Raw genomic sequence first — 20,238 nt, forward strand, 5'->3', positions numbered from 1 at the left:
GCGGCCGGCGCGCGCGCGCCGCCTTGCCCTACGATACCGTGGCGCTGGTGCTGCAAGGCGGCGGGGCGCTGGGCTCGTACCAGGCCGGGGTCTACCAGGGCCTGAACCAGGCCGGCATCCGGCCAGACTGGATCGCCGGCATTTCCATCGGCGCGATCAACGCGGCCATCATCGCCGGTTCGCCCCCTGACGAACGCGTCGAACGCCTGCGGGGGTTCTGGGAAAGCATCTGCCGTCCCACGGGGTTCGCCGCCTTGCCCTGGGGGGACACGCTGGCCGGCATGTTCCAGGGGATTCCCTTCGGCTTCGGCTCGCCCTCCATGAACGGCCACCTGGCGGCGTTCCATGCCCTGACCGCCGGGCAGCCGGGGTTTTTCAAGCCGCGTTTTCCGCCCCCTTACCTGCTGCGTGGCGGCGGCCCGGCCTCCACCAGCTTCTACGACACCGCGCCGCTGGCCGACACCTTGCGCCAGTATGTCGATTTCGATCTGCTCAATCGAGGCGACGTACGGGTCAGCCTGGGGGCCGTCAACGTCCGCACGGGCAATTTCGCCTATTTCGACAGCACCCGCACCCGCTTGCGGCCCGAGCACATCATGGCCTCGGGCGCCTTGCCGCCCGGCTTTCCCGCCGTGGAGATCGAGGGCGAATACTACTGGGACGGCGGCGTGGTCTCGAATACCCCGCTGGCCCATGTGCTGTCCGCACACCCCATGCCGGACACCCTGGCATTCCAGGTCGACCTCTGGCCCGCGCGCGGCCCGCTGCCCACCACGCTGGAAGAAGTGGCCGAGCGCCAGAAAGACATCCAGTACTCCAGCCGCACGCGTACGGTCACCAATATGTACCAGCGCGTGCTGAAGCTGCGGCGAGGCCTGCAGCGCCTGCTGGAACAGCTGCCCGAAGGCGCGCGCAACGCGCCCGACCTGGCCGATATCTGCGAAATGGCGTGCACGCCCGCGGTCAACGTCATCAACCTGATCTACGAAGCCAAGCATTACGAGCGCAACTCCAAAGACTACGAGTTCGGCTCCGAGGCCATGCGCGACCACTGGAACAGCGGCCTTGCCGATATCCAGCGCACGCTGGCCAATCCCGACGTGCTGCGGCGGCCCGATCCCGACCAGGGGCTGGTTACGCATGACGTTCATCGCCCACCGCGGGGCTGATGCGCCACTCCGGACGAGATTCGTCTGACTTCTGCTTGGTTTCGCGCGTTTTGCCGGTGCGCCGCGACAAGTTGGGGCATCCTGCCGAACGCCATTCATCCCTGCTTGTGCCTCATGGTCGCCTTATCTCCTGTCCGTCCTGCCGAGTACCCGCCTTTTACCGTGCCGGCCGCATCCAACGCCACGCACGCCGGCAGCGACGGCTGGTGGGGGCTCATGTACCAGGGTTGGGTGCTGGCCACTCCCGGCGGCACGCGCCTGAACCTCACCAGCACCGAACGGGCCTGTTTCCTGTGCCTGGCGGCCAGCCCACAGCGCGAACTCACGCGCCAGGCCCTTACGCAGGCCTTGCCGCAGGCCAGCCTGCGTTCCATCAACGTTTCCATCAGCCGGTTGCGCAAGAAGGTGCGCGCCGCCGGAATCACGCTGCCTCTTCATACCGTGCCCGGCATGGGCTACGTGTTCCTGGGCAACCTGGCCGTCGACCCCGTCGCGGCCTAAGTCCGGAATACAGCGCAAAATACAGCCATAATGGCCAAAAGACAGCGTTTTTAATGCAAAATTAATAAGAAACACGTTACATTAACGGGCTTCCCGAACGCCTCTCTTGCGTTCGGCCCGTATGCGCTGGTTGGCGCATCGCGGTTTTACTCCGTGAGGAATCCATGCGTTTTTCGCCTCATCGTGTCTCGGGATTCGGTGCCGCTGCGCTTGTCGCCCTGGCTTTGGCAGGCTGCAAAGAACAACCGCAAATGAACCCCGGCATGCCGCAGGTCAGCGTCATTACCATCCAGCCCAAGCCCGCCTCCATCGTTTCCGAACTGCCCGGCCGCATCGACGCGGTGCGCGACGCGCAAATCCGCGCACGTGTCACGGGCATCGTCCAGAAAATCGAATTCGAGCAGGGCGGCGATGTCAAAGAAGGGCAATTGCTGTTCAAGATCGACCCGGCGCCATACCGTGCCGCGCGCGACCAGGCCGCCGCCCAATTGAAGCAGACGCAGGCCGACCTGTTCAGCGCCAAGGCGCTGGCCAATCGCTACGCGCCGCTGGTCAAGGCCAACGCGGTCAGCAAGCAGGAATACGACAACGCCGTTGCCGGCAGCCGCCAGGCCGACGCCGCGGTCGCCGCCGCCAAGGCCGCGCTGGACACGGCCACTATCAACCTGGGCTATACCGACGTTACTTCGCCCATCGATGGCCGCATCGGCAAGCCGCTGGTGACCGAAGGCGCGCTGGTCGAATCCACCTCCGCCACGCAAATGGCGCTGGTGCAGCAGCTCGACCCGGTCTATATCGACTTCACGCAAAGCACGGCCGACCTGGCCAAGCTGCGCCGGGCATTCGCCAGCGGGCAAATGCAGCGCATGGGGCCGGACGCGGCTAGGGTCAGCGTGGTGCTGGAAGACGGTTCTATCTATGAACATCCGGGCAAGCTGCTGTTCACGGGCATTACGGTCGACCCCACCACCGGGCAGGTGAACCTGCGCGCCGAGGTTCCCAACCCCGACCACATCCTGCTGCCCGGCATGTACGTGCGCGTGCGTGTCGACGAAGGCACCGACCAGCAGGCGCTGCTGGTGCCGCAGCAGGCCTTGCAGCGCACCGCCGACGGCATGCAGAGCCTGATGCTGGTGCGCGACGACAAGGTTGCGCAGGTTACCGTCACCACCGGTTCGGTCATCGACAACCAGTGGCTCATTACCAGCGGCCTCAAGGCGGGCGACGTGGTCGTGGTCGAGGGCTTCCAGAAAATCCGGCCCGGCGCGCCCGTGCAGGCTTCTCCCTGGACGCCGGGTGGGGGCGCCAAGTCCGCGCCGCCCGAAGGCAGCGCGCCCGCCGGCGGCGAAGGGGCCAAGCCCCAGCAACCGGCCTCGGGGCAAAAGTCCTGAACGGAACGCGGCGTCACGCGCCGCGTTCCTGTTTTCGTGAGCACTTCCAGAGTCAGCCCACATGCCGCAATTTTTTATCGACAGACCGATTTTTGCCTGGGTAGTCGCCCTGTTCATCCTGCTGGCCGGGATGCTGGCGATTCCCAACATGCCCGTCGCGCAGTACCCCGACGTGGCTCCCCCTGCCATTACCATCACGGCAACGTACCCTGGTGCTTCGGCCCAGGAAGTGGCCGAGTCGGTCACCAGCATCATCGAAGACGAGCTCAACGGCGCCAAGGGCCTGCTGTACTACGAATCCGTCAGTGACTCGTACGGCCAGGCCCAGATCACGGCCACGTTCGCGCCCGGCACCGACCCCGACCTGGCCCAGGTGGACGTGCAGAACCGCGTGTCCAATATCACGGCCCAGTTGCCGGTGGCGGCCACCCAGCAGGGCATCAAGTACGAGCAGACCAGCGCCGGCTTCCTGATGATCGTGACGCTGTCCTCGCCGGACGGCTCGCTCGACCAGACCGCGCTGGCCGACTACATCACCCGCAACGTACAGAACCCGGTGTCGCGCGTGCCTGGCGTGGGGCAGTTCCAGCTGTTCGCGGCGCCGCGCGCCATGCGCATCTGGATCGATCCCGACAAGCTGGTGGGTTTCGACCTCAGCGCCTCGGACGTCAACGCCGCCATCAGCCGCCAGAACGTCCTGATCTCGGCCGGCAGCATGGGCGCGCCGCCCAATCCGGACAGCCAGCGCTCCACCGCCACGGTCATCGTCAACGGCCAGTTGTCCTCGGTGGAAGCATTCGGCAACATCGTGCTGCGCGCCAACACCGACGGCTCGTCGGTGCGCCTGCGCGACGTCGCTCGCATCGAGGTAGGGGCCGACAACTACCAGTTCGGCGCGCGCCTGAACGGCAAGCCCACCGCGGCCTTCGCCATCGTGCTGTCGCCCGACGCCAACGCCCTGGCCACGGCCGAGGGCGTGCGGGCGCAGATGGAATCGCTGTCGCAATATTTTCCCGGCAACATCAAGTACGACATCCCGTACGACACCGCGCCGTACGTCAAGGTGTCCATCGAGCAGGTCATCCACACCCTGGTCGAGGCCATGGTGCTGGTGTTCCTGGTGATGTTCCTGTTCCTGCAGAACGTGCGCTACACCCTGATCCCGGCCCTGGTGGTGCCGGTGGCCATGATGGGCGCGTTCGCGGTGATGCTGGCGCTGGGCTTCTCCATCAACGTGCTCACCATGTTCGCCATGGTGCTGGCCATCGGTATTCTGGTGGACGATGCCATCGTGGTGGTCGAGAACGTCGAGCGCATCATGGCCACCGAAGGCCTGCCGCCCAAAGAGGCCACCAAGAAGGCCATGCCGCAGATCAGCGGCGCCATTGTCGGCATCACGCTGGTGCTGGTCACGGTATTCCTGCCCCTGGCCTTCATGAGCGGGTCGGTGGGGGTCATCTATCGCCAGTTCTCGGTGGCCATGGCGGTGTCGATCTTCTTCTCGGCCTTCCTGGCGCTGACCTTCACGCCGGCGCTGTGCGCCACCATCCTCAAGCCCATTCCCAAGGGGCACCACGTCGACAAGAAGGGTTTCTTCGGCTGGTTCAACCGCAAGTTCGATGCCACCACCCACGGCTACCAGAACTGGGTCGCGCGCATGCTGCACAAGGGCGGGCGCATGATGCTGTTCTTCCTGCTGCTGGTGCTGCTGCTGGGCTGGCTGTACCTGCGCCTGCCGTCGTCGTTCCTGCCCGAGGAAGACCAGGGCTACGTGGTCAGCAACATCGAACTGCCCACCGGAGCCAGCGCCAACCGCACGGTCGAAGTGCTGGAGCAGGTCGAGCAATACTTCATGGGCATTCCCGCGGTCGAGAACATCATCACGGTGCAGGGCTTCAGCTTCAACGGCAATGGCCTGAACGCCGCCATCGCGTTCTCCACCCTGAAAGACTTCTCTGAACGCAAGGAAGCCCAGGATTCCGCGGGCGCCATCGCGTTCGCCGCTTTCCAGAAGCAACTGATGGGCATCCATGACGCCCAGGTATTCACCCTGGTGCCGCCGGCGATTTCCTCGCTGGGCAACGCCAGCGGCTTCGACTTCCGCCTGCAGGACCGCGCCAACGCGGGTACCGAAGCCCTGGCCCAGGCCACCGCCCAGTTGATGGGCATGGCCATGAAAAGCCCGGTGCTGTCGCAGGTGCGCATTACCGGCCTGGGCGCCGGCCCGCAATTGAACCTGACCATCGACCGCGACAAGGCCGCCGCCCTGTCCGTGGACTTCGACGCCGCCGCCACGCTGATTTCCACGGCGCTGGGCTCGGCCTACATCGACAAGTTCCCCAACATGGGGCGCATGCAGAATATCTGGGTGCAGGCCGAGGCCCGCCATCGCATGCAGGTGGACGACATCCTCAAGATGAACGTCCGCAACACCGAAGGCGGCATGGTGCCCCTGTCCAGCTTCGTGTCGTCCAAATGGACGCAAGGGCCGGTACAGGTGGTGCGCTATAACAGCTACGAATCGATGCGTATCGGCGGCGACGCCGCGCCCGGCTACACCACTGGCGAAGCCATGGCCGAAATGGAGCGCTTCGTAGGCGAACTGCCGTCCGGCTTCGGCTTCGAATGGAACGGCCTGTCGTACCAGGAACGCCAGGCGGGCAACCAGGCTCCCATCCTGATGGGCCTGTCGCTGCTGGTGGTGTTCCTGGTGCTGGCCGCCCTGTACGAAAGCTGGGCCATCCCGCTGTCGGTCATGCTGGTGGTGCCGCTGGGCATGCTGGGCGCCGTGGGCCTGGTGTCGCTGCTGGGCATGTCCAACGACGTGTACTTCCAGGTGGGCATGGTGACGGTGATCGGGCTGGCCGCCAAGAACGCCATCCTGATCGTCGAGTTCGCCAAAGACCAGTACGCCCGGGGCATGGGGCTGTACGAGGCCACGGTCGAGGCGGCGCGGCTGCGCTTCCGTCCCATCCTGATGACTTCGCTGGCCTTCATCCTGGGCGTCATCCCGCTGGCCATCGCCACGGGGGCCGGCGCGGCCAGCCAGCGCGCGGTGGGTATCGGCGTGCTGGGCGGCATGCTGGCGGCCACGCCGTTCGCGGTGATTTTCGTCCCGACGTTCTTCGTGGTGGTGCTTGGCCTGTTCAAGACCAAGCCGCGCCTGTTGGGCAACGAGCTCAAGGAATTCGAAGCCGAGCAGGCCGCCAAGCGCGCCCGCGAGGCATCTGATCAATCCGGCAACGGGCCCGCCGCGGCTCCTGGCCAGGAGGGCAAGGAATGACAGCCCTGATGTACAAACGAACCGCAGTGTCGGTGTGCGTGGCGGCCATGCTGGCCGGTTGCTCGCTGGCGCCCGACTATCAACGCCCCGAATCCCCGGTGCCGGGCGACTGGCCGACCCAGCCCAAGGTGCAATACGGCGCCGACGACCGCCCCACGTCCTTGTCGGAGCAACCGGCCCAGGCCGTGGCGCCGGTCGGCGCCGTGCCGACGGCCGACCTCGGCTGGCGCGATTTCTTCCGCGATCCGCGCCTGCAGGCCCTGATCGAACTGTCCCTCGTCAACAACCGGGATCTGCGCGTGGCCGTGCAGCGGGTCGAAGAGGCCCGCGCTCAGTACGGCGTGCAGCGCGGCGCCCAGTGGCCTACCATCGGCGCCGGCGCCGAGGGCACGCGCCAGCGCACCCCCGCCAACATGCGGATCGGCGGCGAAGACTCGCCTTCGGTGGCCAATACCTATCAGGCGGGTATCGGGCTTACCACCTTCGAGATCGACCTGTTCGGCCGCTTGCGCAACCTGTCCGAGGCGGCCTACCAGCAGTACCTGGCCACCGAGCAGGCGCAGCGCAGCGTGCACATCACCCTGGTGGGTGCCGTGGCGCAGGCGTATTTCACCCAGCGCGCGGCCGAGGTCCAACTCGATCTCACCCAGAAGACGTTGGCTTCGCGCCAGGAGTCCTACGATCTGGTCAAGCGCCGCTTCGACGGCGGCGTGGCGTCCGAGCTCGATCTCAACCAGTCCAGGGGGCTGCTCGATTCGGCCTCGGCCGACCTGGCGCAACTGGCGCGGGTGCGGGCCCAGTCCGTGAATGCCCTGACCGTGCTGGTGGGCACGCCGCTGCCGGCGAACCTGCCGCCGCCGGCGGAGTTCGGCCGCGACCAACTGCTGGCCACCGTGCCGGCCGGCCTGCCGTCCGACCTGCTCGAGCGCCGTCCAGACATCATGGCGGCCGAGAACCAGTTGAAGGCGGCCAAGGCCAACATCGGCGCGGCGCGCGCGGCGTTCTTCCCCACCATATCGCTGACCGGTATGCTGGGGTTCACGAGTCCATCGCTGGGCTCGCTGTTCGAGGGTAGCCAACGGGCCTGGAATTTCACGCCTTCCCTCACCACGCCCATTTTCAGCGGCGGCAGCATCCGCGAGGGGCTGAACCTGGCCAAGGCACGCGACAACATCGCGGTGGCGCAGTACGAGCAAACCATCCAGCAGGCGTTCCAGGAAGTTTCCGACGCGCTGGCCGGCGAAGCCACGTACGGCGCCCAGCTCGATGCCCTGCGTTCGCTGCAGACCTCTACGGCGCGCACGCTGGAACTATCCAACCTGCGTTACACCGGGGGGGTCGACAGCTATCTGCAAGTGCAAACGGCCCAGGTCGATTTCTTCAGCGCCCAACTGGGCCTGGTGCAGGCCGGCCTGGATGCCCTGAACAACCGCGTCGAACTGTACAAGGCCCTGGGCGGGGGCTGGAATGAAGCCACGCAAGTCTCGTCCGCACAACCAGCACAATGATTGAACTAGGCGTCAATATCGACCACGTGGCAACGCTGCGCCAGCAGCGCCACACCAGCTATCCCGACCCGGTGGCGGCGGCACTGCGTGCCGAAGACGCCGGGGCCGACCTGATCACCCTGCATCTGCGCGAAGACCGTCGCCATATCCAGGATGCCGACGTGCATGCCATCCGGCCGCTACTGCGTACCCGCATGAACCTGGAATGCGCCATCACGCCTGAAATGCTGGACATCGCCTGCGCGGTGCGGCCCAGCGACGTCTGCCTGGTGCCCGAGAAGCGCACCGAGCTTACTACCGAAGGCGGCCTGGACGTGGCCGGAGCGCTGCCCGATGTCACCGCGGCGGTGGCGCAGTTGCAGGCGGCAGGCATCCGGGTGTCGCTGTTCATCGATCCGGAACCCGTCCAGATCCAGGCCGCGGCCAAGGCCGGGGCCACGGTCATCGAACTGCACACCGGTGCCTATGCCGAGGCGCAGGGAGACCAGGTCGGGCGCGAACTCGACCGCATCGGCGCGGCGCTGGCCGAGGGCCTGCGCCACGGGCTGCGGGTCAACGCCGGCCATGGCCTGCACTACGGTAACGTGGGCCCCATCGCGGCGCTGGATGGCATTGCCGAGCTCAATATCGGCCATGCCATCGTCGCCCAGGCGATTTTCGACGGCTGGGAAAAAGCGGTGCGCGACATGAAGGCGCTGATGGTGCAGGCGCGCCAGCAGGCACTGCGGGGCCGCTGAGCCCCCGCGAAGGCCGGCCGCACCTCTGGCCGCCGGCGCCGTCGCGTATCATTCCAGATACGGGGCGGTGTCGCCCCGCGTTCCTCGTGCCGACTCTGCCGCCCATGTCCGATACGCCCGCTGTTCCGCCCGCCACGCCGCCTGGTGCCATCGCCGGCATAGGCATGGACTTGCTGCGCATTGACCGCGTCGAACGCGCCCTGGCGCGGCACGGCGACCGCTTCGCCGAAAAGATCCTGGGCCCGGAAGAGTTGCAGAAATTCCATGCGCGGCGGGCCCGCGACGCGGCGCGCGGCGTGCGCTTCCTGGCCACCCGTTTCGCGGCCAAGGAAGCCTTTTCCAAGGCTATCGGCCTGGGCATGCGCATGCCCATGACCTGGACGCGCGTACAAACCCTGAATGCGCCGGGCGGGCGCCCGGTGCTGGTCATCGCGCCCAGCCTGCTCGAATGGTATGCGCCGCGTTTTGGCGCTGCCCACGTATCGATCACCGACGAATCCGACATGGCCGCAGCCTACGTTGTGGTCGAGCGCAAGCCCTGAGCGGTTTCGCTTTTCCGAATTTCAAAGGACTAGCCCTGATGGCCAAGAAACAGAAAGCCCCGTTGCCGCCCGGCCCCGTCATGGTCGACGTGGCGGGAGCCACGCTGACCAAAGACGAAAAACGCCGCCTGCGCAATCCGCTGGTAGGGGGCGTGATCCTGTTCGCGCGCAATTTCGAGAGCCGCCGGCAACTGTGCGAACTGACGCGCAAGATCCACCGCGCGCGCAAAGAACCCCTTTTGATCGCGGTGGACCATGAAGGGGGCAGGGTCCAGCGCTTCCGCGAAGACGGTTTCACCCCGCTGCCCGCCATGCAGGATCTGGGTCGGCTCTGGGACCGCGACCCGCTGACCGCCATGCGGCTGGCCACCGAGGCCGGCTACGTGCTGGCCGCCGAATTGCGGGCATGCGGCGTGGATCTCAGCTTCACACCGGTGCTGGACCTGGACTACGGGGTCAGCAAAGTCATAGGCACCCGCTCGTTCCACCGCGACCCGCGGGTCGTGGCGATGCTGGCGCGCGCGTTGGCGCAAGGCCTGGCGCAGGCGGGCATGTCTGCTTGCGGCAAACATTTCCCGGGCCATGGCTTCGTGGGGGCCGATTCCCACCACGAGATCCCCGTCGATCCCCGCACGCTCGAACGCATCCTCAAGGAAGACGCCGCGCCGTATACCTGGCTGGGCGACGCCGTGCTGCCCGCGGTCATGCCGGCCCATGTCATCTACCCCAAGGTCGACAAGCAGCCGGCGGGCTTCTCGCGCCGCTGGGTGCAGGAAATCCTGCGCGGCCAGCTGGGCTACGATGGCGTGGTGTTTTCCGACGATCTCACCATGGAAGGCGCCACGGTGGCCGGCGACATCCTTGCGCGTGCCCAAGCGGCGCTGGGGGCGGGATGCGACATGGTGCTGGTGTGCAACCGGCCCGACCTGGCCGACGATCTGCTCGAGCGCCTGGAGTTCGATCACCCGCCTGAATCCGTGGCCCGCATCCGCCGCCTGATGCCGCGCTTCGACGCGCCTGACTGGGATACCCTGCAGGCCGAATCCCGCTATCAGAATGCCCGACGACTTCAATCTCAAATCGTTCCTGGCTGACCTGCCGCATCTGCCCGGCGTCTACCGCCATGTAGATGCCGGCGGCGACGTCATGTACGTCGGCAAGGCGCGCGACCTGAAAAAGCGCGTGTCGTCGTACTTCCAGAAGAACCTGGCCAGCCCGCGCATCGCCCAGATGGTGGCGAAGGTGGCGCGCGTCGAGGTCACCGTCACGCGGTCCGAAGCCGAGGCGCTGCTGCTCGAGAACAACCTCATCAAGAGCCTGCGCCCGCGCTACAACATCCTGTTCCGCGACGACAAGTCGTACCCCTATCTGTGGATCACCGGCCACGACTGGCCGCGCATTGCCTATTACCGCGGCGCCACCAACAAGCGCGGCCAGTTCTTCGGGCCGTTTCCCAATGCCTGGGCCGTGCGCGAAACCATACAGATCCTGCAGAAAGTGTTCCGGCTGCGAACCTGCGAAGACACGGTGTTCGCCAATCGCTCGCGCCCCTGTCTGTTGCATCAGATCGGCCGCTGCTCCGCGCCCTGTGTCGGCGCCATTCCGGCCGATGACTATGCGCGCGACGTGGCCCGCGCCGCGCGCTTCCTGAATGGCGAGGCGCGCGACGTCATGGGTGAAATCGAGCAGCGCATGCTGCAGGCTTCCGGCGAATTGCGTTTCGAGGAAGCCGCGGTATTGCGCGACCAGATGGGTTCGCTGGCGCGCGTGCTGCACCAGCAGACCATGGAAGACACCGGCGGCGAAGATACGGACGTCATCGCCGTGGCCTCGGCTGGCGGCAAGACCTGCGTCAACCTGGCCATGGTGCGGGCCGGCCGCCACCTGGGCGACAAGCCTTTTTTCCCGGTGCACGTCGACGGCCAGGACGCGCCCCAGGTGCTCGAGGCCTTCATTGCCCAGCATTACACCGATAATCCCTTGCCGCCCGTGCTGGTCTGCACGCACGCCTTGCCAGACAGCGGCCTGATGGCACTGCTGGCCGAACAGGCCGGCGCGCGGCCGGCCCGCGTGCTGACCCGTCCGCAGGGCGTGCGCCGCGCCTGGCTGGAACAGGCCGCCAAGAACGCCGAAATGGCGCTGGCGCGCGCCCTGACGGAATCCGGCGCGCGGGCCGCCCGCACCCTGGCCCTGGCCGAGGCCCTGGACCTGGAAACCGACGAGGCCGCGCTGGACGCGCTGCGCATCGAGTGCTTCGACATCAGCCACACCGCCGGCGAAGCCACCCAGGCATCCTGCGTGGTGTACCTGCACCACGACATGCAGCCATCGCAGTACCGGCGCTACAACATTGCCGGCATCACGCCGGGCGACGACTACGCTGCCATGCGCCAGGTGCTCACGCGGCGGTTCGGCAAAGTGGCCGATGGCGAGGCCCCCATGCCTGGGCTGGTCCTCATCGACGGAGGCAAGGGCCAGGTTGAAATCGCCCGGCAGGTATTTGCCGAGCTGGGCCTGGATATCCAGACCCTGGTGGGCGTGGCCAAGGGAGAAGGGCGCAAGGTGGGGCTGGAAACCCTGGTATTCGCGGATGGCCGTCCGCCGGTAGCGCTGGGGGGCGAATCGGCCGCCCTGATGCTGATTGCCCAGGTGCGCGACGAGGCCCACCGTTTTGCCATCACCGGCATGCGGGCACGCCGCGCCAAGGCCCGCAACGTTTCGCGCCTGGAGGAAATCGAAGGGGTCGGCGCGCGCCGCCGCCAGCGGCTGCTGGCGCGGTTTGGCGGGTTTTCCGGAGTGGCTTCGGCCAGCATCGAAGACCTTGCTTCGGTCGAGGGCATTTCGCATGACCTGGCCGAGCGCATCTACGAAGCCCTGCGGGGATGACGGCGCGTTTCCTGCCGGTGATGTAGCATACGTTCATTATGCCAATCAATGTGCCTATTATCCTGACATGGCTGCGCATCGCCATGATCCCCCTGGTGGTCGGGCTGTTTTATATCCCCGATACCTGGATGGCCGAACCCGCCCGCGACACCCTGGCCGCATGGGCGTTCATCATCGCCGCCCTTACCGATTGGTTCGACGGCTGGCTGGCGCGCCGCTGGAACCAGACATCCGCTTTCGGTGCCTTTCTCGACCCGGTGGCCGACAAGCTCATGGTGTGTGCCGCCCTGATCGTGCTGCTGGACCTCGGCCGGGTCGACGCCTTTATTTCCCTGATCATCATCGGCCGCGAAATTACCATCTCGGCCTTGCGCGAATGGATGGCCAAGATCGGCGCCAGCGGCAGCGTGGCCGTGCACCGCCTGGGCAAATTCAAGACCGCCGCCCAGATGATCGCCATTCCCTGCCTGCTGTATAACCAGCAGCTGTTCGGGCTGCCCAGCAAGCTGGTGGGCGATGTGCTCATCATCATCGCGGCCGTGCTCACGGTCTGGTCCATGCTGTATTACCTGCAGCGCGCCTGGCCGGCCATCCGCGAGAAGTCGCAGTAAGTCCGCCCCGGGCATCGCAACCTTCCCGCGCGGGCCGCTGTGCCCGCGCTTTTTACGGCCACGCCGGCCACCGCAGATATGGCTTTTTCCGCAGACACCGCCACGCTGGATTCCACCGAGCTTCGCCGCCGTGACTGGCTTACCATCCTGCTGATCGGCGTCGCGCACGCGTCGTCGCATTTCTTCCAACTGGTGCTGCCTTCGCTGTACGTGTCGCTGGGTACCGCGTTCGGCCTGGATTTCGCGCGCCTGGGGCTGCTGGTGTCTACCTTCTATGTCGTGTCGGGCGTGGGCCAGGCATCCTCGGGTTTCGTGGTCGACCGCATCGGCGCGCGGCCGGTGCTGTGGTTTGGCCTGGGCTGCTTCATCTTGTCGGGGGTGCTCATCGGCTCGGCCAATGGCTATGCCATGCTGCTGGTCGCCGCCATGATAGGCGGCATAGGCAATTCGGTGTTCCACCCAGCCGACTACTCCATCATGAATCACCGCGTCAGCGCCCCGCGCCTGGGCCATGCGTTCAGCACCCATGGCCTCACCGGCAACCTGGGATGGGCGCTGACGCCCGTGTTCATCGCGTCCATCACGCTGCTGGCCGACTGGCGCGTTGCGGCCTTCAGCGCCGCCGGGCTGGTGGCGCTGGTGCTGCTGCTGACCATTCTGGGCCGCGACCTGCTGGGCGGAAACACGCCGGATGCCGGCGACGCGGCCGTGAAAAGCGCCGCCCAGGCATCTGCGGCCGCGCCCGCGCAAGACAGCGTCCTGGCCACCCTGGCCACGCTGCTGTCCAAGCCCGCGCTGTGGGGAGCCTTCCTGTTCTTCGCCTGCACCTCGATCGCGCTGTCGTCGGTGCAGAACTACACCATTCCGCTGCTGGACCAGTTATACGGCCTGTCCAAAGTGGCGGCCAGCTCTGCCTTGTCGGGCTACATGGTGGCATCGGCCCTAGGCATGGCGGCGGGGGGCTTCCTGGTGTCAGCCACGCCGCGCACCGAGCGTACCGTGCTGGTGGCGCTGATCCTGGCCGGGGCTACGTTGGTGGTGCTGGCGCTGGGGCTGGTGCCGGCAGGGCTGGCGCCGCTGGTGGTGGGCCTGGCCGGGTTCTGCTCTGGCGTCGCGGCCCCGTCGCGCGACATGCTGATCCGCCGCGTCACCCCCAAGGGAGCCACAGGCTCGGTCTATGGCCTGGTGTATTCCGGCATGGATGTCGGGTCTGCCCTGGGCCCGCTTACCTTTGGTTTGCTGCTTGACGCCGGCCTCAATCAGGGGCCCTGGGTGGGGGCGGGCCTGGCCTTTGCCGTGGCCGCGCTGCTGGCGCAGTGGATCGCGGTGCAGGCCCGGCGTACCGACACACCTCGCTAGCTTGATACAGCGCAAGATTGCTGCCTCTGCTTTTGGCTGTAATAACCATGTGAATTTCATGGTTTTACAGGAGCAGTCAATGTACAAGCAGCACATCCTCGGGGCCGCCATCATGGCGGCCGCTTTTTTTGGGGGGCCGGCCATGGCCCAGCCGCAAGAGCCCATCCAGCCCATCGAGCCCGCCGCCATCGCCAACCCCGCCAAGGCCGAACTCGGCAAAAAGCTGTTCTTCGAACCCCGCCTGTCGCGCTCCGGATTCATCTCGTGCAACTCCTGTCACAACCTCAGCCGTGGCGGCTCCGACAACCTCAAGGCCTCGGTGGGACACAACTGGCAGCAGGGCGGCATCAATTCGCCCACGGTGCTGAATTCCAGCCTGAACTTCGTCCAATTCTGGGACGGCCGCGCCAAAGACCTGCGCGAACAGGCGGGCGGCCCCATCGCCAACCCAGCCGAAATGGCCTCATCGCATGAACTGGCCGTGCAGGTGTTGAACTCCATTCCAGGCTATCAAGCCGAGTTCAAGCAGGTGTTCGGCGCCGGCGGCATCACCATCGACAAGGTCACGCAGGCACTGGCCGCGTTCGAAGAAACCCTTACCACGCCCAACGCGCGCTTCGACCAATGGCTGCGCGGCGACCAGAAAGCCCTGACGGTGCAGGAACTCGCCGGCTACAAGCTGTTCAAGGACAGTGGCTGCGTGGCCTGCCACAATGGCCCGGCCGCCGGCGGCAATTCGTTCCAGAAAATGGGCCTGGTTACGCCGTATCAGACCGTGCACCCGGCCGAAGGCCGGGCGGGGGTAACGGGCAACGATGCCGAGCGTTTCATGTTCAAGGTGCCCACGCTGCGCAACGTCGAACTCACGTACCCGTATTTCCATGACGGTGCGGCCGACACGCTGGCGCAGGCCGTGGACGTCATGGGGCGCTTGCAACTGGGCCGCACCTTCACGCCCGAAGAAAACAGCCAGATCGTGGCATTCCTGAAAACCCTGACGGGCGAGCAGCCTGTCGTCCAGTTGCCGCTGCTGCCGCCCTCGGCCGACACCACCCCGCGTCCCACGCCATTCGGCAACTGATTCCGCTGGCGGGCGCGGCGTTATTGCCGCGCCATGCGCACGTCGGCGGGCGGGGCTTCGAAGTTGCTGCGCCAGGGGTTGATGTCCAGCCCGCCGCGCCGCGTATAGCGCGCATATACCGTCAAGTGTTCGGGCCGGCAGGCCGCCATGATGTCGGTGTAGATGCGTTCAACGCAGTGTTCATGGAATTCTGCGTGGTCGCGGAACGACACCAGGTAGCGCAGCAGCGCGGCGCGGTCCAGCCTGCGGCCGCGATAACGTATTTGCACACTGGCCCAGTCCGGCTGCCCCGTCACGGGGCAGTTGGATTTCAGCAGGCGCGACGCCAGGGTTTCGACCGCGATGCCGCCGTCCGCGCAGCGCAGCAGGCTGGCATCGGGGGCGTAGGTGTCGATCTCGACGTCCAGGTCGTCCAGATATTCCCCTGGCAGCTCGGCCATGGCCAACAGGCCGAAGCGTTCCGGCAGGATCAGGTCTACTTGCACCGGCGCGCCGGCCGCCGCCGACAGGTCGGCCGCCATGCGCTCGGCCACCATTTCCGAAGCGTCCAGGCGCGTCTGGTTGTACGAATTCAAGTACAGCTTGAACGACTTCGATTCAATGATGTTGGGGCTGTCGGCCGGCACGGTGAAGGTGGCCATGGCCACCCGCGGCTTGCCGCGGGCATCCAGCCACGACAGTTCGTAGGCATTCCAGATGTCCACGCCCATGAAGGGCAGGGCGCCCCGCAAGTCGAGGCTGGCGCGGTTGTGGGCGCGCGCAATCGGAAACAGCACGCCGGGGTCGTATTGCGTGGGGTAGGCAATCGGGCGGCCCAGGGGGGCGTCGGACAAAGACATGGCGGGAAATACTCAGGCGACGATCAGGCTTGAATTGTAGGCGCAGCCGCGGGGCGGGATTTTCGTATCGTGGAATATCGGCTTCGCCATATGAAAGTCGCTGCTGCAAAGCAATGCCGCCGCATTTCACAGCAGATAATTTGATTTCATATTACAAAATTGAATATTCAAGTATATGAAATTAAACAGAAAAATTTTTAGTCTTATATAAGAGATTCGCCCGCATTGCGTTGCAGCACAAGCATAGACTTTTATCCAACGCGACGCCTTTCCGGCCGCCACCGATTCAGTGTTTTTTCCTTACCTACCAAGGAGCATTTCATGAGCAATCGCGAAACCGAAATCCGCAATCTGCAGAAAGACTGGGCCGAAAATACCCGCTGGCAAGGCATCAAGCGCGCCTACAGCGCCGAAGACGTGGTGCGCCTGCGCGGCTCGGTGGCCGTGGAACATACCCTGGCCCGCCGCGGCGCCACCCGCCTGTGGGACCTGATGCACAGCGAGCCGTTCGTGAATTCGCTGGGCGCCCTGACCGGCAACCAGGCCATGCAGCAGGTCAAGGCCGGCCTGAAGGCCATTTATCTGTCGGGCTGGCAGGTGGCGGGCGACGCCAACCTGGCGGGCGAAATGTACCCCGACCAATCCCTGTACCCCGCCAACTCGGTGCCCCAGGTGGTTCGCCGCATCAACAACTCGTTGGCGCGATGCGACCAGATCCAGTGGATGGAAGGCAAGAACCCGGGCGACGATGGCTATGTTGAGTATTTCGCGCCTATCGTGGCCGACGCGGAAGCGGGTTTCGGCGGGGTACTCAATGCGTTCGAGCTGATGAAAGCCATGATCGAGGCCGGCGCCGCCGGCGTTCACTTCGAAGACCAACTGGCTTCGGTGAAAAAATGCGGCCACATGGGCGGCAAGGTGCTGGTGCCCACGCGTGAAGCCGTGGCGAAGCTGGTGTCGGCGCGCCTGGCGGCCGACGTCATGGGCACGCCCACGGTGCTGCTGGCCCGCACCGACGCCGACGCGGCCGACCTGGTCACCAGCGACGTCGACGACAACGACCGTCCCTTCATCACGGGCGAGCGCACGGTGGAAGGTTTCTTCCGCACCAAGGCCGGCATCGACCAGGCCATCTCGCGCGGCCTGGCCTACGCGCCCTACGCCGACCTGATCTGGTGCGAAACCTCCACACCCAACCTGGAATACGCGCGCAAGTTCGCCGAAGCCGTCCATCGCCAGTTTCCCGGCAAATTGCTGGCCTATAACTGCTCGCCTTCGTTCAACTGGAAAAAGAACCTGGACGATGCCACCGTGGCCAAGTTCCAGCGCGAGTTGGGCGCCATGGGCTACAAATTCCAGTTCATCACGCTTGCCGGCTTCCACGCGCTGAACTACGGCATGTTCGAACTGGCGCATGGCTATGCCCGCCGCCAGATGAGCGCCTTCGTGGAGCTGCAGCAGAAGGAATTCGCCGCCGCCGAACTCGGCTTCACCGCGGTGAAGCACCAGCGCGAAGTGGGCACGGGCTATTTCGATGCGGTTACCCAGACCATCGAAGGCGGCCAGTCTTCCACCACCGCGCTGACTGGTTCCACGGAAGAAGCCCAGTTCGACCACGGTGAGCCGGCCAAGGCGCGCGCCGCCTGATTTTCCCATGCGGGCCGGGTAGAACGCCCGCCTGTGTGTGTGCAGTGTTGTTGTAGGGTGGTTTGGGATGCCTGCGGGCATCCCTTTTTTTGCCTGTGGCATCAGTATTCCATGGCGCCACCTTGATGTGAAAGAGGACACGTTGTGGGTATGGAGGGTGTCTGGCTCCCGGCTGGGTGCCAGACACCGTTGTGTGCCGCGACAGTCTCAATAGGACGGTGTCCGGCACCCTGGCGGGAGCCACACACCCGTGAACACCCATGAACACCCGTGAACACCAATGAAAATCCGTAAATATCCGTGAACGGCCGCCCGGGGCGCTTCTGGGGCTGCGCTTCATGCCGGGCGGCGCGCGTGGGCCGCCCTGGCCCCGGCCAGCAACGCCTGCACCTGGCGGTTGTCCTGGTCTGGCAGGCGGCAGGCAAAGGAAATCTGCCTGGCGGGCCCATGCCGGCCCAGCGCCAGCACGCGCACGGGGTGCACCGCATAGAGATGCTGTCCTGGCTCGGGCAGCACGGATACGCCCAGGCCTTCCGACACCATGGCCGTCAGGGCCGCCAGTGACTGCAGTTCCACGCGGCAGCGGGCATGCGGGGCATGGCGCGCCACGTAGCGCGCCGCCAGCCGGCCGCCGATGGTGCTCTTGTCAAAGCGTATCCACTCGTACTGGTGCAGCAGTTCAGCCAGTGTCTGCTCGCCGGAGCGGGGCGGCGCGATGGCCACCAGCGGCTCGCGGAAGAGCGGCGTCCAGGACAGGCGGCGCGAGCCGCCCGATTCAGGTTGCACGATCACGGCGGCATCGATTTCGCCCGCCTTGAGTTGTTCGCGCAGGTCGGTGGCCCGGCCCCGCAGCAGCCGTACGTCCAGTTGCGGGTGGTGCTCGCGCACCCAGCGCAGCAGGGGCGGCAGCAGGGTCACCTGCAAGGGTTCGATGGTGCCCAGGCGCACCACGCCGGCCACCGACGGCGAACGGCGCCGCCGCAGGTCGTTCAGCTTGGCCAACGCTTCGCGCAAGACTTCGTCCACCTCTAGCGCAAAGGCGTTGGGCCGCGCCTGCAGGGCCGACCGGTCGAATAGCGGTTGGCCAAAATATTCCTCCATCTGCTTCATCTGCAGGCTGACCGCGCTGGGTGACAGGTTCATGTCGGCCGCGGCCGCCGCGAAACTGCCGCCGCGCAATACCGCGCCCAGGGTATGGAAGGATTCGATCTTCATGAGAATTTCTCACGTAGTGTTTTAACAATCCTCGCTTTATATCATTGGGGTACGGGTCTAGCATGGCCCGATCGCATTACCGACAAAACCCGCCGGCATTCACGCTGGCGAACCATAATCTGGAGACATCACCCATGAACAAAACCGCTTTCGCGGGCCTGGCATTGCTGGCCGGCGTTTACGCAGTGGCACCCGCCGGCGCCGCCCAAACCGCCGCCAAGATCCCCGAGGCCATCACCATCGTGGTGCCATTCCCCCCGGGCGGCAGCAACGACGTCTTTGCGCGCGTGCTGGCCGAAAAATTGTCGGCCAAGCTGCCCTCGTCGGTCATCGTCGAGAACCGCCCCGGCGCGGGCGGCACCATCGGCGCCGACTACGTGGCGCGTTCAACGCCGGACGGTTCGGTGCTGATGCTGTCTTCGTCCACGCTGACCACCAGCGCGGCGGTGCAGCCGAACATCCGCTACGACGTGCAGCGCAGTTTCACGCCCGTGGCCATGCTGGCCAAAAGCCCCATGGCCCTGGTAACGGGCAAGGACGGCACGTATGCCAATCTGCCCGACCTATTGGCGGCGGGCAAGAAAGAGCCAGGCAAACTCAATTACGGCAGCGCGGGCTTGGGCTCGGTGAACCAGATGGCGGCCGAGATCCTGGCGGGCGGGGCGCAGACGACTTTCACGCACGTGCCCTACAAGGGCATGTCGCAAGCCTTGAACGACCTGGCCGGCGGCCGGGTGGATTTCGTGGTGGCCAGTTTCGCTTCGGCGGCTTCCCTGCTGAAGGGCGACCGCCTGCGTGTGCTGGCGGTCACTTCGCCCCAGCGTTCGCAGTTTTATCCGGACGTGCCCACCGTGGGCGAGGCCCAGCCGGGTTATGCCGTAGAACTGTGGTGGGGCGTGCTGGCGCCCGCTGGCACCCCCGACCCAGTGGTGCGCGAACTGAACCGTGCCATCCGCGCCATCGTGGCCGAACCCGCCATGCGTGAAATGTTCGCCAAGGAAAGCGCGGTGCCCGTGGACCTGGATCCGGCCCAGTTTGCCGAGCAAGTCAGCGCCGATGCTGCCAAGTGGAAGCAGGTGGCCAAGGACCGCAACATCACCATCCAATAAGCAGGCGCATCATGAGAAGCAAACTGTTCGTCCCGGCCTCGCGGCCGGAGTTGTATGCCAAGGCCCTGGCCGGGCCGGCCGACGCGCTGTCGTTCGACCTGGAAGACTCCGTGGCCGCCGAGCGCAAGGACGCGGCGCGCCAGGAACTGGGGGCCTGGCTGGCCGCCCCGCCGGCCGCCCAGAGCGGCAAGACCCTGATCGTGCGCGTCAACGGCCTGGACACCCCGCATTTCGGCGCCGATGTCCAGGCCGTGGCGCGGGAAGGCCTGGATATGCTGAACCTGCCCAAGGCCGAAGAGGTCGAGCAGGTACGGGAAGCCGCCAGCGCGCTGGCCCGGGCCGAAGCCGCCAACGGCGTGA

General features: G+C 65.9%; 17 protein-coding genes. 15 read left to right on the top strand and 2 right to left on the bottom strand.

The features are described 5' to 3' along the window. Positions 1 to 23: 23 nt before the first annotated feature. From LPZ50_RS08660 to LPZ50_RS08715, 12 genes are all read left to right on the top strand, one after another. Positions 24 to 1,169, top strand: coding sequence for a DUF3734 domain-containing protein (locus LPZ50_RS08660; RefSeq protein ID WP_230660029.1), 1,146 nt, complete (start codon positions 24 to 26; stop codon positions 1,167 to 1,169). Between the two features lie 114 nt (positions 1,170 to 1,283). Beyond that, positions 1,284 to 1,670, top strand: a complete 387-nt coding sequence (locus LPZ50_RS08665; RefSeq protein ID WP_230659986.1) for a helix-turn-helix domain-containing protein — start codon at positions 1,284 to 1,286, stop codon at positions 1,668 to 1,670. A gap of 164 nt (positions 1,671 to 1,834) precedes the next feature. Beyond that, positions 1,835 to 3,061, top strand: coding sequence for an efflux RND transporter periplasmic adaptor subunit (locus LPZ50_RS08670; protein WP_230659989.1), 1,227 nt, complete (start codon positions 1,835 to 1,837; stop codon positions 3,059 to 3,061). Between the two features lie 61 nt (positions 3,062 to 3,122). Continuing rightward, positions 3,123 to 6,344: an efflux RND transporter permease subunit gene (locus LPZ50_RS08675; protein WP_230659992.1), complete on the top strand. Its 3,222-nt coding sequence runs from the start codon at positions 3,123 to 3,125 to the stop codon at positions 6,342 to 6,344. Continuing rightward, positions 6,341 to 7,852: an efflux transporter outer membrane subunit gene (locus tag LPZ50_RS08680; protein ID WP_230659995.1), complete on the top strand. Its 1,512-nt coding sequence runs from the start codon at positions 6,341 to 6,343 to the stop codon at positions 7,850 to 7,852. The genes LPZ50_RS08675 and LPZ50_RS08680 overlap by 4 nt, the downstream gene beginning before the upstream one ends. Beyond that, the gene (locus LPZ50_RS08685; protein WP_230659998.1) at positions 7,849 to 8,589 is read left to right on the top strand and encodes a pyridoxine 5'-phosphate synthase; all 741 of its coding nucleotides are present in this window, start codon (positions 7,849 to 7,851) and stop codon (positions 8,587 to 8,589) included. The genes LPZ50_RS08680 and LPZ50_RS08685 overlap by 4 nt, the downstream gene beginning before the upstream one ends. Before the next feature lie 104 nt (positions 8,590 to 8,693). Further along, on the top strand, positions 8,694 to 9,131 hold the full coding sequence (acpS, locus tag LPZ50_RS08690; protein ID WP_230660001.1) for a holo-ACP synthase: 438 nt from the start codon (positions 8,694 to 8,696) through the stop codon (positions 9,129 to 9,131). A 38-nt stretch (positions 9,132 to 9,169) separates the two neighbouring features. Further along, the gene (nagZ, locus tag LPZ50_RS08695) at positions 9,170 to 10,225 is read left to right on the top strand and encodes a beta-N-acetylhexosaminidase (protein ID WP_419195582.1); all 1,056 of its coding nucleotides are present in this window, start codon (positions 9,170 to 9,172) and stop codon (positions 10,223 to 10,225) included. Further along, positions 10,188 to 12,017, top strand: a complete 1,830-nt coding sequence (uvrC, locus tag LPZ50_RS08700; protein WP_230660004.1) for an excinuclease ABC subunit UvrC — start codon at positions 10,188 to 10,190, stop codon at positions 12,015 to 12,017. The genes nagZ and uvrC overlap by 38 nt, the downstream gene beginning before the upstream one ends. A 38-nt stretch (positions 12,018 to 12,055) precedes the next feature. Further along, on the top strand, positions 12,056 to 12,628 hold the full coding sequence (gene pgsA, locus LPZ50_RS08705) for a CDP-diacylglycerol--glycerol-3-phosphate 3-phosphatidyltransferase (protein WP_230660007.1): 573 nt from the start codon (positions 12,056 to 12,058) through the stop codon (positions 12,626 to 12,628). 78 nt (positions 12,629 to 12,706) lie between these two features. Beyond that, a complete protein-coding gene (locus LPZ50_RS08710; protein ID WP_230660010.1) occupies positions 12,707 to 13,987 on the top strand; it encodes an MFS transporter in 1,281 nt (426 codons plus the stop codon). 79 nt (positions 13,988 to 14,066) lie between these two features. Further along, positions 14,067 to 15,068, top strand: coding sequence for a cytochrome-c peroxidase (locus tag LPZ50_RS08715; RefSeq protein WP_329957655.1), 1,002 nt, complete (start codon positions 14,067 to 14,069; stop codon positions 15,066 to 15,068). Positions 15,069 to 15,088: 20 nt separating this feature from the next. Here the strand turns inward: LPZ50_RS08715 and queF are convergent, their stop codons facing one another. Further along, positions 15,089 to 15,907 (bottom strand): NADPH-dependent 7-cyano-7-deazaguanine reductase QueF, encoded by an 819-nt coding sequence (queF, locus tag LPZ50_RS08720; protein WP_230660013.1) that lies wholly within the window; start codon positions 15,905 to 15,907, stop codon positions 15,089 to 15,091. A gap of 321 nt (positions 15,908 to 16,228) precedes the next feature. Here queF and aceA point away from each other — a divergent pair, with 321 nt between their 5' ends. Then, entirely contained in the window at positions 16,229 to 17,554 is a 1,326-nt protein-coding gene (gene aceA, locus LPZ50_RS08725; protein WP_230660015.1) for an isocitrate lyase, read from the top strand. Between the two features lie 336 nt (positions 17,555 to 17,890). On the opposite strand, the gene LPZ50_RS08730 is transcribed toward aceA, so the two are convergent. Next, complete coding sequence (locus LPZ50_RS08730) at positions 17,891 to 18,769, bottom strand: LysR family transcriptional regulator (RefSeq protein WP_230660018.1); 879 nt, start codon at positions 18,767 to 18,769, stop codon at positions 17,891 to 17,893. 134 nt (positions 18,770 to 18,903) lie between these two features. On the opposite strand from LPZ50_RS08730, the gene LPZ50_RS08735 reads away from it, so the two are divergent. Beyond that, positions 18,904 to 19,878, top strand: coding sequence for a tripartite tricarboxylate transporter substrate binding protein (locus LPZ50_RS08735; protein WP_230660021.1), 975 nt, complete (start codon positions 18,904 to 18,906; stop codon positions 19,876 to 19,878). Between the two features lie 11 nt (positions 19,879 to 19,889). Continuing rightward, positions 19,890 to 20,238 (top strand): aldolase/citrate lyase family protein (locus LPZ50_RS08740; protein WP_230660025.1); only part of this gene is annotated, 349 nt, incomplete at its 3' end.

The sequence above is a fragment of the Bordetella petrii genome (genome assembly GCF_020991325.1).
Taxonomy (GTDB): domain Bacteria; phylum Pseudomonadota; class Gammaproteobacteria; order Burkholderiales; family Burkholderiaceae_B; genus Bordetella_A; species Bordetella_A petrii_E.